Below are 14,691 nucleotides of genomic sequence, written 5' to 3'. Positions count from 1 at the left end.
GTACATATGGAAAAACGGGATATCATCGTCATTGTTGTTGCTATACTTATTGTTCTGATAATGGCGATGTACATAAAACCTCTTGTGACCGGGAAAGAGGCAAAACTTATCCCGGATGAGATATCGAATATTTTTTCCCAAAAAAATGAAACGGTTGAAGAGGTGAATTTTTCCATAAATAATTCCAATATGTCCTTACCTTCTGACAACCAGACATATAACACATCAGTTAATGTCAGCTCAAATGAAAGTGAAGTAAATATCACTTTAACTCCTACAGTAACTCAAATCCAACCTTGGAATGGATCTCCGGTGGTTTTACCACCAGGGAATCTTACTCAGCAGGGGATGGTTCCCCGTGAATATGTATCTTCATATCAAAGATATTCTTTCATGGAACCAGCAGTCCAATTAAAGACATATACTACAATTTCAGGAAAATATTCTCAAACAACCAGTCCGATTACAATTCCTTCAAAATATTGGGAAATTTGGTATACTGTAGAATTGCCTGAGGATTTGCAAAACCCAATGTTAGAAGAACAATCAGAAGATGATCCGAAAGTTCAGTCATTATCTGCGGTGAACCCGTATTTTGAATTTTCTGTGATAAATGCTGAAACAAATCAGGTAATTAGAAGAGTAATTCCTCCTGGCGGTCTTGATCCAAAAGTCTGGAAAGGAACTTTTGGAAGAGGTGAAGATAGTAAAACAACTATTTTATCCGAGAAAGGGGATGAGATAGAGGTTAACTGGGATCCAAGGCCTTGGAAAGAAAAATTTTTTGAGGGCTATAATACTTACCGGCTCGATATCCACTCTCGTTTTATTACATCATATTCATTAGACATTAAATTACCAGATCCTGTTTCTCTGGAGAAAACTGATGTATCCAAAAATGATCTCAACAGAAGTACCCCTTCATCAATTTTCCGTCAGATTATGGATTATTTCATCATGCTTTATAATGGTGACTTAACCCTGGAACCAAACAAAACAGAATTCTGTAATCTTTTTTCAAGTGAAGTACTTAAAAACCGTGGATGTGATGGATGTATCCGGGAAATAAATCAGATGAAATCATCCGGAGTAAATATCTCTGAATACAAGATTGATAATTCGTTCTATCGATTAAATGAAGGAAATCTGAAAGGTTCCTTTATATGGGAAAGGAATGGAAGCGAATATGTTACTTCACATGAAATTCCATTTGTAATCGATAGCGGATACTGGAAGATGGATATCCTTCCAATAATCAGATTCTAAAACAGGTAAAAAAAATTATAAGAAATCTATTTTTCTCTTTTCCATGGAGTAGATATACATCGTCTCTTTTCCTGCCTCGATCCTGTCTTTCACGTCATCAGTAACTGTAACCTCAAAATTTTCAAAGCTTTCAAGGTCCATCATCTGAACAACATTCCCGGCAATAGAAATTACCTGGGCATTTCTTCTCTCAACAATAGGCGCATATACCTTTGCTGATACCGGCTGAACAATTGATCGCTTGACACCATCAAAAATACCGACGACATCAAGACGAGCCTTCGCAGCACCATGTTTCCCAGGTTTGGATACAGATATTGACAGGATCTTACACGGTTCATCATCAACTAACAGATATTTTCCTTCTTTCAGCTTACCAACTTCAGTCTGCTCTTTCATAAAACACCTTGGGAAAAGCTGGTTATATTTACGTGTCACCCTTACATAAATACACCGTCCGAATTTGAGCTCAGGGAACTCTCATGGATTTTTATGAAGCTAGTTACACCATATTCACCGCAATACGATCAGCCATTACTCCTCTTATCGGAACTCCAGAGGCCGCAGTAAATACCGGAAACGGGGCCGACGGCACCCCTACGAAATATATAGATAAAATCGCAGAGGATATTGCCGTATCCGTCATTAAGAAGGAACAATTATGCCGTCTTCTCATCAGTGAAGAGGCCGGGAAAGTTGTTATCGGCGGAGATACCGGAACAATCTTTCTTGATCCGGTAGACGGAACCTATAACGCCCTTATGAATATCCCGTTTTTTGCAGTATCACTGGCATATGTGAAAGATGGAGTCCTGAAGGAAGGTTTTGTTGGCAACCTCTCCAACGGTGATATTTTCACCGCGAAAAGAGGTGAAGGATCCTGGTTGAACGGTGTTCCCCTTCATGTCTCTGATGTATCTGAATTACAGGCCAGTGCAATGAGTGTATATGGCAAGCATTTCCAATATGATCGGGTAATCCATCTTATACGAAAGATAAGGAGGTTCCGGCAGTTTGGTGCTTCAGCCCTGGAACTCTCCTATGTGGGCGCAGGGAAGATCGATGGTTTTGTTGATCTTCGAAGGACACTCAGGGCAACAGACGCCGCTGCGGGTATCCTGATACTTGAGGAAGCCGGCGGGATTGTAAGTGACCGGGATGGGAACCCTCTTACCCTTCCTGATGAGGTAAGTATCGGCAACTGTCTTGTCGGGACAAATGCCTCTCTTCATAAAAAAGTGATTGAATATCTTCGGTGAGCAGAATTGTCCACAACCATGAATATTCTTATTGTTAACCGCTATGGCGATCCGGACGTTGAGGAATTCTCCTATGAGCTCGAGAAATTGTTGCACCATCACGGGCATCACACATCAATATATAAAGAAAACCTGCTTGGAGAGGCCCCGCCACTCTTTTCCGGAGAGCATCCACCTGACCTTGTTATTGTAATCGGAGGAGACGGTACAATACTGCTTACGACTCAGCGAATGCCGGTTCAGGTGCCGATTATTGGAATCAATTATGGAGAAGTCGGATTCCTGGCAGACATTGAACCAGAAGAGATGAGCACGTTTGTCTCTCACCTTACAGAGCCGCTCCCATTAGAAGCGCGGATGCGGATTGAACTTCGGATAAACGGGCAACATATCGGGACGGCACTGAATGAAGCATTGATTGTAACAGATCGGCCGGCAAAAATGCTAAAGTTCCTCATCCATATCAATGGAAACGTAGCAGAGCGGTTCAGAGCGGACGGATTGATAATCAGTACTCCGACTGGTTCTACGGCATATGCCATGAGTGCAGGTGGCCCTATTGTAGACCCCCGGGTTGAGGGATTTCTCATGGTCCCCCTTGCCCCGTTTATGCTCTCAAACCGTCCACATCTTATTGACTCTTCAAGAACGGTATCAATAACCCTTGAGGCGACAAAGCCTGCAAAACTTGTCATCGATGGACAGACTGAGATACACCTGGAGACCAGCAGCACTATAGAACTCTCAAAAAGTCCAAGTCCTGCCTTATTTATCGACGCAGGGCAGAATTTTTTTGAAAAGATAAACCGAAAACTTCGTCATCTGTAACCAAAAAGAAAGTTTTAATTCTGTCCCTGTATGATATGCACGAGAGGACTGAGTATCATGCAGGACACAATCCGAACCAGATTTGATTACGCGGAGGCTTCGAAAATTTTAAAAGAGACTCTGAATCTTGACGGGTCTCCTGTCGCATTCAAATTCTGTAAGACAGCAGAAGACATTCCTGAGGGGATGCCTCATATCTCTGAAACGGTCCGTCATTGTCAGATGGTAGGGATGGCGAGGAAAGAAGGGAAGATCTTTTATGCGACCCTTGAAAATCACTCCTGTATGGGTGGGTCCTGGGCTCTTGGACTCAGGGAACTGACACCAAGTCTGAAATCCGGTGAATTTTACTACAAACTGGGAAAATTTGAATCATGGCCTGCCTGTAAAAGGACCATTGATCGCGTCCCCCATGTGGAATCGCTGACCACGCATGCTACCTTATATGCTCCCCTGGAGAAAACGCCCTTTGATCCGACCATTGTTCTGATTGTTGCAAAACCAAAAGCGATGTTAAAACTTGCTCAAAGCCACCTCTACCGTCTTGGTGGTCGAATCACATCAAACTTCTCCGGAATACAGTCCGTTTGTTCTGATGCCTGTGCGCAGGTGTATCTTTCCGGCACTCCGAATTATTCCCTTGGATGTGACGGGTCCAGAAAATTCTCCGGAATCGAGGATGGAGAAATGGTAATGGGCATTCCTATTGAGATGGTCCCGGAAATTGTCGCCTCTTTGAAGATCGTTACCGGAGCAGCAGGATCTTCATAATCTTTTTTTGCGAACCCTCCCCTGAGGGAGAAGAATCTTAACAATGGCAGAATACAGATAGGTACGAGTATCAGGATGCTGAAAAAATATCCAATCGTATTTCTTATCCCCATGTTGGTTTTGGCCGCATCAGGTGCGCCTGTTTACACCGGAGAAGAATTGTTCGAGATTGGGAATGAACACTATGCACAGGGGTCACTTGAAAAAGCAATCGAACTCTGGATGCAGGCGAAACAAATAGATCCTTCCCTCTCTGCGAATGCATGGTATAATACCGGTCTGGCATATGCGGCAATGAAGGAGTATGAGAAGGCGATAATGGCATGGAATGAAACGATTATGCTGGTTCCGAATTCTTCTATGGCCTATGATAATATGGGAACGGCATACGGCCTTCTGGGCAGATATGAAGAAGCAGGCATGGCGTATGATATGGCCATCGCAATAGATCCGGATGTAGTAAAATACCGGATCGATAAAGAGCTTTTATTAAAATCTGCACCAAAGGAAGAGACTCCGTTATCTCCATTGTCTGCATTTCTTGCCCTAATTACTGTGCTTGGAATACTGAGCAGGTATTCCGGGGACTCCTGATTTTTCCCAAAAAGGTTTTTATCGGGCAGGAGATATCCTCATACATGAATCATCGGATATTGACATTCGGTATTATCATACTATTTCTCTGCTTCTTTGGCTCATTCACCGGGGTTCCTAACATTTTTGATAACCAGGAAAATTTCTCCTGTTCATTCGGAGGAGTACTGGCTGATTCATCCATTGTCCCGGAAATTACCGGATTATCAATGACTGTTCCGGACCATGTTCAGGCCGGGACGTATCTCCGGATAGTAGATATTCTCAGAAATCAGGGATTGCACGCTTCAGGCCCCTTTTCCATCGGGTATGTATTGGAAGACCCTCTCGGAGTTTTTAAGGAGAGAATGCTCGGGACCGTCACCATTCAAAACCTTGTTCGTGGCGGGCAAAAAAAGATAAACACAACCTTTCCAGTCCCGCCAGATATCCGGGCAGGAAATTATATGATGACCCGGCTGATAAATCCGGAAGAATCCTTATCTGAAGATTCACGGAAATACCTTTCAGGCGGGAAGAAGGAACTGAAAATACTGGATTATAGTGAGGGACTTACCGGATACACAGATGACCTCATTTACTCCGGCGATGCAGGAACGCTGCTTATTCGTTCCACAATAACGAATACGGCAGGACAAGATCCAATAGAGACAAAAATATCGTATTACCTGTCTCAGTCTGGTCTCATCTCCGATGATCTGATATCCCTTGGAGAATCTGATAATCTGATAGTTCCGGTAGATGAGCAGATCAGAGTCGATTCAACCTTATCACTCCCAGAAGACATTCCCGATGGAGAATATTTCCTGATTTCAGCATTCCTTCCCCTGGAAATGGTCTCCGATGACTCTTCATTATACTGGGTATCAGAAGAACCAATCTCGCTTTCAGTCACCATTCCCACACAAGTCACTTCTGTCCCTGATGTTGTACCTCTTTCATCATCCATAGAGCCAGATATCATGACTGTTAAAACAGATTATCCTGATGTCATGTATATTGGAGAGTCTTCAAAGATTACCGATTCGATAACCAATATCGGATCTTCTACTGCAGGGATAGTCCGGGTTGAATATCTCCTTTCATCTGATGACGACGGTTCAGATGCACGACATCTTGACTGGTGGACCCTACATAATTTGAAAGGTGGCGAGACAAGAACCGGGCAGGTTACCGTTGGGATACCTGGTGGCACTCATACCGGGATTTATTACCTGACAAAAAAGATTACCGTGACATCGAGTCCTCCGGAAAAAAATACAGCCAACAATTTCTGGACCGGGAACCGACCTGTCCGCATTGAATATAATCCGTCGGCACGAATTCCGGATCTGACCCATGTCACAACAAAATTCCCCTGTGCTCAGCCCGGAGATACTGTGGAAATTACCGATACCATTACGAATATTGGAAATGCATGTGCAGACCATACACAGGTTGCGTATTATCTGTCACCCTATGCATCATTCGATCCCTCAACGGCACGATATCTTGGGGTCTGGGAAATCAGCAGGTTATGTGTCGGAGAACAAAAGACCAATACGATCACTGTTTCAGTACCTGCCGACCTTAGTAATGGTGAATATTACTGGTTCTCTGTCATCGATCCCTGCACATTTATGCCGTATTGTGGAGATGAAATGCCTGAACTGGATAAATCAAATAATATTAACATCGGCCGCCTTTATATTGGCCCATGTGTTTTTTGCGGATGCTAACCTGGCTCCACGTTTTCAAATATTATTTTTATTTACACGTTCTAACTGTAATCCATGGCCGGCATAATTCCGGGTATTGCGTCTTCTCCCTCTTCTGATTTAAATGGATTATCTCCTCATAAAATGACTGGAAAAACTGATGAAGAGGGTGCGGAGGAGTCATTTCAGGTTGTGGAATTTCTCCTTGGACAGGAACATTTTGCGATTGACCTTTTTGATGTAAAAGAGGTTGTTGAGTATACCAGGATTACCAAACTACCAAACAGTCCGACATATATTAAGGGTATTATTGATCTACGAGGTGAAATTACCACCATTATTGATTTGAAACAGCAACTGGCAATCACCTCATCCCATGCTGCATCAGAAGAGGAAAAAAGAATTATTGTCCTGGATGATCGGATTACCCATTCAAAAATCGGTATCATGGTAGATGATGTTCTCACTGTCTCGACCTATTCGGCAAGTCATGTGGATGAGACGGCGACATCAGGAGAAGAATCATCTCATATTCTTGGGATAATTAAAAAGAAAATAAAAGATAAGGATAAAGAAAGAACTGAACTTGTAATTTGGCTTGATGTTAAGACACTTCTTCGTGATATGGGTCAGATTTAAATAATCAGAGAGCTTTCTTCTCAAACATCATCTCATAATTTATCACATTTTCTGCAATATCAGCAGAATACTCTCCTGAGCGCCTGATACTGTCGGTTATGTTTCTTAGCGGCACGGCAATGTTCACCGGAAGTGAGAGGAGCTCGGTATTTATTTTTAAGAATGATTCTTCCAGATCATGCATGTATTCTATCATTTTATTTGCCTTTTTCAGATCATGAGTGAAGAATGACTCAACACTCTTTTCAAATGTGGTTAATGCGCCCTCTGATGCTTTCCTGATGTGGCCCTGTATCTCCCCGGCAATTTCTGCCTCCTGGATCTTTTTTGCGTTCAGGGCAATTCTGACACTGTGGTCACCAACCCGTTCTATGATTCGTGCTACCTGAAAGTGAGGAAGCATTTCTGATATGTTCATGTTCATTTTTCGTGATAAGTGAACATTATGCAGAATCATATTTGTCTGACGGGCAATGAGCCAGAATAACCGGTCCACATCATTATCCCGTTCAATCACATCGGTGATAAGATCAGAATCATGCGCGATAAATGCATCAATAGCGTCGATATGCATACTTTTTACAATTACAAACATTCGTTTCAGCGAATTTTGAATCGGCATCTCCAGCGGATTTAAAAGATCTTTTATGAGGATACTGGTATCTGTCTCTTCAATGAACTCAGGGCCGATGACCATGTTGGAAAATTCCCGAAGTTTCATTCGTATGGTCCCGGTCATCCGGTCTTTTGTAGTTATCTGAATGGCATTATATCCGGCGATATAGATCCCGATAAGGAGTCTTAAGAAGAGATCAGGGTCGATTCCGGTATCAATCTCCAGATTTTTCACGCGCTGAATCTGATCTCCGGTTGTATTTTTAGTAATTAACAGCGTCCCGTCTGGTTGTACTATTACACCCAGGGGATCATTCTTCCTGATGTGGGTTGATTCTACCCAGTCTTTCGGAAGGGTGATCACATAGGATGACCCTCCGGTCATTTGAACCCGACGTATTTCCATATTTGATAGTAATTATGTATAGTATCATGAAAATATATATTGTATCTATGTATTTATGTGCTGATTTCTATGTATTTATATAAAATATCCTGTAGGTAACATGCCATGAATAATTCTTCCAGCGATTCAATTCAATTTTTAATAACTGATATCTGGGATACAGATGCAATTGTGACCCTTTACAAAGAAGCCGGGTGGTGGAAGGATGAATACCATCCTGATGAGATACCAGAATTTATCAGAGCATCTTTCCGGTTTTGTGTCGGGGTGCATCAGCCGGCCGGTGAAACAGTAGCAACAGGGAGGATAATCTCTGATGGTACCAGTACCGGAATAATTCAGGATATGTGCGTTTTAAAAAAATTCAGGGGTCAGGGAATTGGCCATAATCTTCTGGCTTTCTTGATTAAAACCGCACGCGATGCCGGACTTTTCCGGATTATTCTGGTCGCAGAGCCTGGCACCAGTCCGTTTTATGAGCAATCTGAATTTATTGCTGATAAAGATAAGATATTTCTTTTATACCAGAAAGGGCGTGACAATGAAGATACATGAAGAAGATTTCCACCCGATAGAGCTTGAGGATAAGGATATTTTTGATAGGATTTATCGGGATTATCCCATTCAACATTCTGAAAATACATTTGGAACATTATTCTGCTGGCGTTCGTATGGTCATTATAAGATTTGTGAACATGAGGGATGTCTCATCATCAAAGGTGAGACTGAAAATTATCATTCATACCGGTTTCCTATCGGCCCTGTAAAACCGGATGTATTTCATGCGACCATTAAACTTGCGCAGAATCTTGGAGAAGAAGCCCCACTTCTCATATTAGAGCCATGGCAATATTCCTGGATGAGGGAGCATTATCCAACCCTGAAATTAAAGCCGGATCGTGAATTTTTTGATTATGTTTATAAATCAGAGATTCTTGCCTCACTTCCCGGTCAGGATTTTTTGTCGGTCAGAAAACAATTAAATAAATTTCGACGGAAATGCCCATCAACGGTAGAACTTATTTCTGAATCCAACATGGATGAAGTTTTGGAATTTTTGGTAAAATGGTGTCAGCAACGTGAATGTGATAAATATACTATTTTAAAACATGAAAAGGAGGCAATTAATGAAGCAGTTCAGTATTTTGACCAACTTGGCTTTTCTGGAATTACGGTAAACCCGAAAGGAGAGATTGGAGGGATTGCAATCTTCGAAGAACTGAATCCTACAACAGCCGTCGTTCATTATGAAAAGGCATTACCTGACTGTGAGGGTATATACAAGGAAGTTAATATCCAGACTGCACTATATCTGAAGGACAGATATCATTACATTAACCGGGAGAGTGATATGGGAATTCCCGGACTTCGTGAAGCCAAAGAGCGATATCATCCGGATCATATGGTAAAATTGTATTATCTGGAAAATTCGTAATTATCATATATAATCTCTTTTTAAAACGAGGTCTCTTTGTATAATAAGAAACTTGAACCGATATATAAGTCAGATTGAAAAGAAGACATTATTAAGGCGTGCATTCTCATTCATTTCAAAGTATACACGAACTATAAGAATTATTTTTGAAAGGTTCGCATTCCACAATAATCTTTTCACCTGGGATTATCATCGTTTATATATACAACGAATTTTATACTTCGTGCATCAATACTACATCTGCGTTCATGAATCTGTTACCGTCAGGTGTCCGGATTTTTTTACTTGCAGGATTGATGGTAGCGTCAGGTATGATATGTCTCATAACCGCAGCAGATTATTCAATCGGGACTATAATTGAGGCAACAGGCCCGGTTCGGGACAGTTTTACCGGCACCTTTTCTCAGGCAGATGGGAATGGTACAAATGTTTCCGGTGTTTATTCAGATTCAGTCATGACCAATGGCGGTTCTCTTTCCCTGACTAAACAGGTAGATATGTCTGAAAAATCATCAGGGCAGGGATTTGAGACACAGAAAGTAGTGGGGTACTCATCAGGAACATCAGGAGGGCATCTGATTGCAGATGAATATGTTCTGACCTCTTCAGATATGTACTCGAATAAGACACAGGGGGCTATTTGCTTTGGAGATCCCTACCTTGTATCTTCATGTATTTCCGGAGAGCAGTCAGCATCATTCTCAATAGCGAATGCAAAGACTCTGACCCTGGCATCGGCAGGCAGAAGTTCGAATGGGACTCTGGATTACTCCCTTTCAATTGGAACCCCTCAAAGCAACGCTTCAAACCCAGGATTAGAAGGAACAGTCATCTCTGCCATTCATGGAAAGACCAAAACACAATCCGGAGAAGTTTCGCTCTATGACAGGACACTCATTTCAGGACTTATTACCACCTTCACCAGATTATATCATGGCGGGGAACAGCAGGAACTTTCAGAGATGACTTCCACAACCGGATCAGTTCATGATAAGACCATACTGGAACAGAAATACAGCCAGAATGATACCACATCAGGAAAAATCAGTTCCGGTACTGCTGTATATGCCCAGGATGTTATGACCAATGGAGGAAAGACTCATGAAACAAGACAGATATCCGGTTCTGGCAGCATCTCTTCTGAACGATTAGTTGAATATACTTCAGATGGGGATAGATCTATTCAGGCTTCAGAGCATGTAGTCGCTACCCGGATGAGCGAGGGCCAGGAAGATTCAGGAACACCTGCCTGTGCTCTTGGTGGAACCACATCATCCGGAGAAGAAAAATCTCCGTATAAGCAGGCATCAGCACAGACCGGGATCGCCGGAGTATCATCCGCACGGATCAGCAGTACCACCAGGATCAGTGATCCTGAACGATCAGATGAGTTGAATCTTGAATATAATGCCAATGTTATGATCCCGATCGGATTTAATGCATCGATGGTTCAGGAGATGAAAGATACCGATAATGACGGGCGGTTTGAAGATCTGAATGGGAATGGACGTCTTGATATGCATGATCTGGTTCTTTTATTCCAGAACTTCCGATGGATTGGTGAGAGCAACCTCTCCCTTCGGATTGATTTCAATAAAAACGGGCGTGCTGATTATGCAGATATTGTCACGATATTCAACTCTATGAATCAGACGTCATCAAAATAAGGAATTTAAAAAAAGTTCTGGGTTGCATAAAAATACTCCCCGTCAAATCGGGTCCCGATACCAATTTTTTCAATCGTCGGGTTGATGAGGTTTTTATTATGCTCAGGACTATTTATCCATTCAATCATCATGACATCCGCGACATCTTCTGGTGTTGTAGGATCAACAAATCCGGTATATGCCTTCCCGATCGTATGTCCTGCTGCTATCCGTATTATATTTTCAGCAATACCGGTCCTGATACTGCCATCGTCCATTCTTCGTGTTACATCATATCCCATCAGTTCAGCTCTTCCGGTCGGGTCAATTCCTTCAGGGGTATAATGGGAAAAGTAGGATCTCCGTATCATATCGGTTGTATGATCCAGGGCAAGGGTGCAGAGATCGGTATCAAAGGTAAGGGGTGAAAGGCCAAGATATTCCCTGTATTTATTTGTTTTCAGAAAAAGGTACCCGGTTATCTGGTCATTGTATGATTCTGAATAGAGATTTTGAGGATAGGAGATAGATATCGGATCAGGATAGACAAAAATATTGTCTGTTTCATCCGTCTCCTGAATCATACCCGTATAATCAATAATTCCTATCAGGTAATAGAAGCCTGGTGGGATATGTTCAGGTATCAGGTCATCAGATATTCCCTGTTCATTCATGTATCCATATATTGAAAAGACTTGTTCCTCCCGAAGGCGGCATCCATCGATGATATCCCTTTCCGGAGAGAGGAGGAATAACAACTTGCATGATCCGGCAGCGTCAGTATTTGTGTTTAGAATCCTGTATGTTATTGTGAAGGGTGAATTTGGCGATGAGGAATTGGTGCTGACAGAATCAATAGAGAGTTGTAGATTTGGATCTCCTCCTTTCCAGGGAAGATTTTTCCGGATGTAAACCGGCTCAGGGGAAGTGATGGTATTATCAGAAAAAATAATTTCTGGTTCGTATGCCCGGATACTGACTTTCACAAAATACTCTCCATCCCGAAGATCCATCGGCACATCAAAGGAAAATGGGATTTTTCCCCTGGTTCCTGGTGCCATCACATCTGTCCCTCTGCTTCCAAGCCAGATAGATTGGATCCCCTGGGTTGCGTTCTGCGTAAGTAGCACATCCATTGAGATATGACTGGCCGGTACCGGGCCACGATTGGTTACAATAACAGAACCTGAAATAGGTTTACCGCTTTCTACCGAATTGGGAATGATGAGATCAGAGAGGGAGAGGTCAGGGGTAAGGGTATAGGGAGTTGATCGATTGTCTGTCTCTTCTGACGTTAAATCCGCTTGTAATGGAGAGATTATGATGAGACAGATGAATAAAAAAACCAGAGTACTTGTGGGTTTGGACCAGATCATACTGATCTATTGATCATTATCTCTTACAAGCTTGCAGGAAATATTCAGAGAAAGGAGGTGAGATCTCTGGTATGGGAATTTCCCAGATGATCCCGTGCTGCACTGGTTATCATCCGGCCCTGGGGGGTTCTTTTTAGAAATCCGATTCTGATAAGGTATGGTTCATATACATCCTCAATGGTCCTCGGCTCCTCACCGACTGATATTGAGATGGTTTTCAGACCGACCGGGCCGCCGTCAAAGTCATTGGCAATCACTTCGAGGATTCTTCTGTCCAGGATATCAAGCCCTTTCTGATCCACGCCAAGCGCAAAAAGTGCAGTATTGGCGATATTTTGGTCTATTGATCCCGTGCCCCTGACGATTGCATAATCATATGCTCTTTTTAGCAGTCGGTTCGCAATCCGGGGTGTTCCTCTGGACCGTCCTGCAATCTCTGCAGCCCCTTCAGGAGTGATGGGAATGCCCAGAATTCCGGCTGATCGAGTGACGATTACCGTAAGTTCGGATGGATCATACAGATCAAGCCGCAGGATGATACCGAACCGATCCCTGAAAGGAGAACCGAGAAGACCAAGACGGGTGGTTGCACCGATGAGAGTAAACCGCTCCAGGGGAAGCTGTATGGTCCGTGCTGAAGGCCCTTCACCGATCAGAAGGTCAATTGTATAATCCTCCATGGCCGGATAGAGTATCTCTTCAATGACCGGAGACAACCGATGAATTTCATCAATAAATAAAAAATCCCTATCCTTCAGAGGGGTAAGGAGAGCTGCCAGATCTCCAGGCCTGTCGAGCACCGGACCGCTTGTCGTCTCGATGTGTGAATTCATCTCCTGGGCGATGATGTGTGCAAGCGTGGTTTTTCCAAGACCCGGCGGTCCAGAGAAGAGGATATGATCAAGCGGCTTATTTCGTTTCCTGGCGGATGTAATCGCCACCGTTAGCGCATCCTTTATCGAATCCTGACCAATAAAATCTGCCAGAAGCCCTGGTCTGACGGAGGGTTCATCCTGCTCTTCATCATGGTTTACCGGGCTTACAAATCTGGTCTGCATGGTTTCTCACTTTTTCCGAAGGAATACGAGGGCTTCCCTGACAAGTTCTGATGAGGATACGGTTTCTGTATCCAGTGCTGATCTCTCTAAAGCTCCCATTGCTTCCTCACGACTATATCCCAGAGATAACAATGCAAGAACGGCGTCCTGGATTTTTGTTGATGAAGTGGGTGTTTGCGGATACTGAATCTTCAGTTCTGATACCTTTTTCTGAAGCTCCAGGATGATCCGTTCTGCTCCCTTCTTCCCAAGTCCCTGGACCTGTGATAATATCTCTGGTTTTTTGGATGAGATGGCATCACAGATTTCAGGAAGAGATAGTCTGCTTATAATTGCAAGTCCGGTCTGTGGGCCGATGTGAGATACTGATATGAGAAGGCGGAACATCTCTGTCTCTTCAGGAGTATAAAAACCATACAACTGCATGAGATCCTGACGGATGATAAGTTCTGTATACAGAATAATCTCATCATCTTTTGTGATAGAGGTAAGGACTGATTCCGGGACACGGATGCGATAACCAATCCCCCCTGCCTCAACAATGACCGATCCTGTTTCATATCCGATAACCAGACCCCTGATTCGTGCTATCATCTCATCCTCATCCAGTTCACATGACAAAGTGCCAGTGCCAGTCCGTCAGCAGCATCATCCGGCTGTGGTATCTCTGAAAGACGGAGCAGTCGCGTAATCATCATCTGGATCTGTTTCTTGTCGGCCAGACCGGATCCGGTAATCGCGAGTTTTACCTGCTTTGGTGTATATTCAAAGACCGGAATCTGATGTTTCGCCGCAGCAAGAATGATAACTCCTTTTGCTTCACTGACCTGCATCGCAGTCGTGGTATTGCGGGAGAAGAAGAGTTTTTCACATGCAAGACAGGCGGGGGCATAGGTGCGGATAAGATTCTCTATTGAATCATAAATTGAGAGTAATCTGACCGGTGTATCTCCGGTTTTCGGGGTGGTCTCAATACATCCCCATTCATATGCAACCGGAGTATTTTTTTCCTTACCGACAACGCCATATCCACATCTGGCAAATCCTGGATCGATGCCAAGAACTGTTTCATTTCCGGTGTTCACATCAATTACCTTACAA

At 43.1% G+C, this 14,691-nt stretch carries 16 protein-coding genes; 10 read left to right on the top strand and 6 right to left on the bottom strand.

Features of this window, described 5'->3' with window-relative positions; genetic code table 11:
• Positions 1-6 precede the first annotated feature (6 nt).
• Positions 7-1,266, top strand: a complete 1,260-nt coding sequence (locus tag MHUN_RS04730; RefSeq protein ID WP_011447934.1) for a hypothetical protein — start codon at positions 7-9, stop codon at positions 1,264-1,266.
• A 15-nt stretch (positions 1,267-1,281) separates the two neighbouring features.
• On the opposite strand, the gene MHUN_RS04725 is transcribed toward MHUN_RS04730, so the two are convergent.
• Positions 1,282-1,665, bottom strand: coding sequence for a translation initiation factor IF-5A (locus tag MHUN_RS04725; protein ID WP_011447933.1), 384 nt, complete (start codon positions 1,663-1,665; stop codon positions 1,282-1,284).
• 83 nt (positions 1,666-1,748) lie between these two features.
• Here MHUN_RS04725 and MHUN_RS04720 point away from each other — a divergent pair, with 83 nt between their 5' ends.
• From MHUN_RS04720 to MHUN_RS04695, 6 genes are all read left to right on the top strand, one after another.
• Positions 1,749-2,525 (top strand): bifunctional fructose-bisphosphatase/inositol-phosphate phosphatase, encoded by a 777-nt coding sequence (locus MHUN_RS04720; protein WP_011447932.1) that lies wholly within the window; start codon positions 1,749-1,751, stop codon positions 2,523-2,525.
• Between the two features lie 18 nt (positions 2,526-2,543).
• Positions 2,544-3,353, top strand: a complete 810-nt coding sequence (locus MHUN_RS04715; RefSeq protein WP_011447931.1) for an NAD(+)/NADH kinase — start codon at positions 2,544-2,546, stop codon at positions 3,351-3,353.
• 57 nt (positions 3,354-3,410) lie between these two features.
• On the top strand, positions 3,411-4,124 hold the full coding sequence (locus MHUN_RS04710; RefSeq protein ID WP_011447930.1) for a DUF169 domain-containing protein: 714 nt from the start codon (positions 3,411-3,413) through the stop codon (positions 4,122-4,124).
• Between the two features lie 75 nt (positions 4,125-4,199).
• Complete coding sequence (locus tag MHUN_RS04705) at positions 4,200-4,718, top strand: tetratricopeptide repeat protein (RefSeq protein ID WP_011447929.1); 519 nt, start codon at positions 4,200-4,202, stop codon at positions 4,716-4,718.
• A 44-nt stretch (positions 4,719-4,762) separates the two neighbouring features.
• Entirely contained in the window at positions 4,763-6,436 is a 1,674-nt protein-coding gene (locus MHUN_RS04700; RefSeq protein WP_011447928.1) for a CARDB domain-containing protein, read from the top strand.
• Between the two features lie 54 nt (positions 6,437-6,490).
• Positions 6,491-7,054 (top strand): chemotaxis protein CheW, encoded by a 564-nt coding sequence (locus tag MHUN_RS04695; protein WP_011447927.1) that lies wholly within the window; start codon positions 6,491-6,493, stop codon positions 7,052-7,054.
• A 4-nt stretch (positions 7,055-7,058) separates the two neighbouring features.
• Here MHUN_RS04695 and MHUN_RS04690 read toward each other — a convergent pair whose 3' ends face one another.
• Complete coding sequence (locus MHUN_RS04690; protein ID WP_048067291.1) at positions 7,059-8,075, bottom strand: phosphate uptake regulator PhoU; 1,017 nt, start codon at positions 8,073-8,075, stop codon at positions 7,059-7,061.
• 105 nt (positions 8,076-8,180) lie between these two features.
• Here MHUN_RS04690 and MHUN_RS04685 point away from each other — a divergent pair, with 105 nt between their 5' ends.
• The 3 genes from MHUN_RS04685 to MHUN_RS04675 all read left to right on the top strand — a co-directional run bounded on the left by MHUN_RS04685 (position 8,181) and on the right by MHUN_RS04675 (position 11,177).
• Positions 8,181-8,630, top strand: a complete 450-nt coding sequence (locus MHUN_RS04685) for a GNAT family N-acetyltransferase (RefSeq protein WP_011447925.1) — start codon at positions 8,181-8,183, stop codon at positions 8,628-8,630.
• The gene (locus MHUN_RS04680) at positions 8,617-9,510 is read left to right on the top strand and encodes a DUF2156 domain-containing protein (RefSeq protein WP_011447924.1); all 894 of its coding nucleotides are present in this window, start codon (positions 8,617-8,619) and stop codon (positions 9,508-9,510) included. The genes MHUN_RS04685 and MHUN_RS04680 overlap by 14 nt, the downstream gene beginning before the upstream one ends.
• Positions 9,511-9,758: 248 nt before the next feature.
• Entirely contained in the window at positions 9,759-11,177 is a 1,419-nt protein-coding gene (locus MHUN_RS04675) for a hypothetical protein (RefSeq protein ID WP_011447923.1), read from the top strand.
• Between the two features lie 5 nt (positions 11,178-11,182).
• On the opposite strand, the gene MHUN_RS04670 is transcribed toward MHUN_RS04675, so the two are convergent.
• Genes MHUN_RS04670 through ruvC form a run of 4 tightly spaced genes read right to left on the bottom strand, consistent with a single transcriptional unit; the run spans position 11,183 to position 14,675 of the window.
• Positions 11,183-12,532: a CAP domain-containing protein gene (locus tag MHUN_RS04670; protein ID WP_011447922.1), complete on the bottom strand. Its 1,350-nt coding sequence runs from the start codon at positions 12,530-12,532 to the stop codon at positions 11,183-11,185.
• 44 nt (positions 12,533-12,576) lie between these two features.
• The gene (gene ruvB / locus MHUN_RS04665; protein WP_011447921.1) at positions 12,577-13,590 is read right to left on the bottom strand and encodes a Holliday junction branch migration DNA helicase RuvB; all 1,014 of its coding nucleotides are present in this window, start codon (positions 13,588-13,590) and stop codon (positions 12,577-12,579) included.
• Between the two features lie 6 nt (positions 13,591-13,596).
• Positions 13,597-14,211: a Holliday junction branch migration protein RuvA gene (gene ruvA, locus MHUN_RS04660; RefSeq protein WP_048067289.1), complete on the bottom strand. Its 615-nt coding sequence runs from the start codon at positions 14,209-14,211 to the stop codon at positions 13,597-13,599.
• Positions 14,181-14,675 carry a crossover junction endodeoxyribonuclease RuvC gene (gene ruvC, locus MHUN_RS04655; protein ID WP_011447919.1) on the bottom strand — a complete coding sequence of 165 codons (495 nt, stop codon included), beginning with the start codon at positions 14,673-14,675 and terminating at the stop codon, positions 14,181-14,183. Before ruvC ends, ruvA begins: the two co-directional genes overlap by 31 nt.
• Positions 14,676-14,691: the final 16 nt, after the last annotated feature.

It is taken from the genome of Methanospirillum hungatei JF-1 (assembly GCF_000013445.1).
In the GTDB taxonomy this organism is placed as follows: domain Archaea; phylum Halobacteriota; class Methanomicrobia; order Methanomicrobiales; family Methanospirillaceae; genus Methanospirillum; species Methanospirillum hungatei.
This window is presented reverse-complemented; position numbering and strand designations above follow the sequence as displayed.

What these genes read in the sequence shown, in the direction of transcription:
- ruvB (WP_011447921.1), bottom strand. Translation starts at nt 13,590, where the DNA reads ATGCAGACCAGATTTGTAAGCCCGGTAAACCATGATGAAGAGCAGGAT.
- MHUN_RS04670 (WP_011447922.1), bottom strand. Translation starts at nt 12,532, where the DNA reads ATGATCTGGTCCAAACCCACAAGTACTCTGGTTTTTTTATTCATCTGT.
- MHUN_RS04710 (WP_011447930.1), top strand. Translation starts at nt 3,411, where the DNA reads ATGCAGGACACAATCCGAACCAGATTTGATTACGCGGAGGCTTCGAAA.
- MHUN_RS04695 (WP_011447927.1), top strand. Translation starts at nt 6,491, where the DNA reads ATGGCCGGCATAATTCCGGGTATTGCGTCTTCTCCCTCTTCTGATTTA.
- MHUN_RS04730 (WP_011447934.1), top strand. Translation starts at nt 7, where the DNA reads ATGGAAAAACGGGATATCATCGTCATTGTTGTTGCTATACTTATTGTT.
- MHUN_RS04700 (WP_011447928.1), top strand. Translation starts at nt 4,763, where the DNA reads ATGAATCATCGGATATTGACATTCGGTATTATCATACTATTTCTCTGC.
- MHUN_RS04675 (WP_011447923.1), top strand. Translation starts at nt 9,759, where the DNA reads ATGAATCTGTTACCGTCAGGTGTCCGGATTTTTTTACTTGCAGGATTG.
- MHUN_RS04720 (WP_011447932.1), top strand. Translation starts at nt 1,749, where the DNA reads ATGGATTTTTATGAAGCTAGTTACACCATATTCACCGCAATACGATCA.
- MHUN_RS04685 (WP_011447925.1), top strand. Translation starts at nt 8,181, where the DNA reads ATGAATAATTCTTCCAGCGATTCAATTCAATTTTTAATAACTGATATC.
- MHUN_RS04705 (WP_011447929.1), top strand. Translation starts at nt 4,200, where the DNA reads ATGCTGAAAAAATATCCAATCGTATTTCTTATCCCCATGTTGGTTTTG.
- MHUN_RS04690 (WP_048067291.1), bottom strand. Translation starts at nt 8,075, where the DNA reads ATGGAAATACGTCGGGTTCAAATGACCGGAGGGTCATCCTATGTGATC.
- MHUN_RS04715 (WP_011447931.1), top strand. Translation starts at nt 2,544, where the DNA reads ATGAATATTCTTATTGTTAACCGCTATGGCGATCCGGACGTTGAGGAA.
- MHUN_RS04725 (WP_011447933.1), bottom strand. Translation starts at nt 1,665, where the DNA reads ATGAAAGAGCAGACTGAAGTTGGTAAGCTGAAAGAAGGAAAATATCTG.
- MHUN_RS04680 (WP_011447924.1), top strand. Translation starts at nt 8,617, where the DNA reads ATGAAGATACATGAAGAAGATTTCCACCCGATAGAGCTTGAGGATAAG.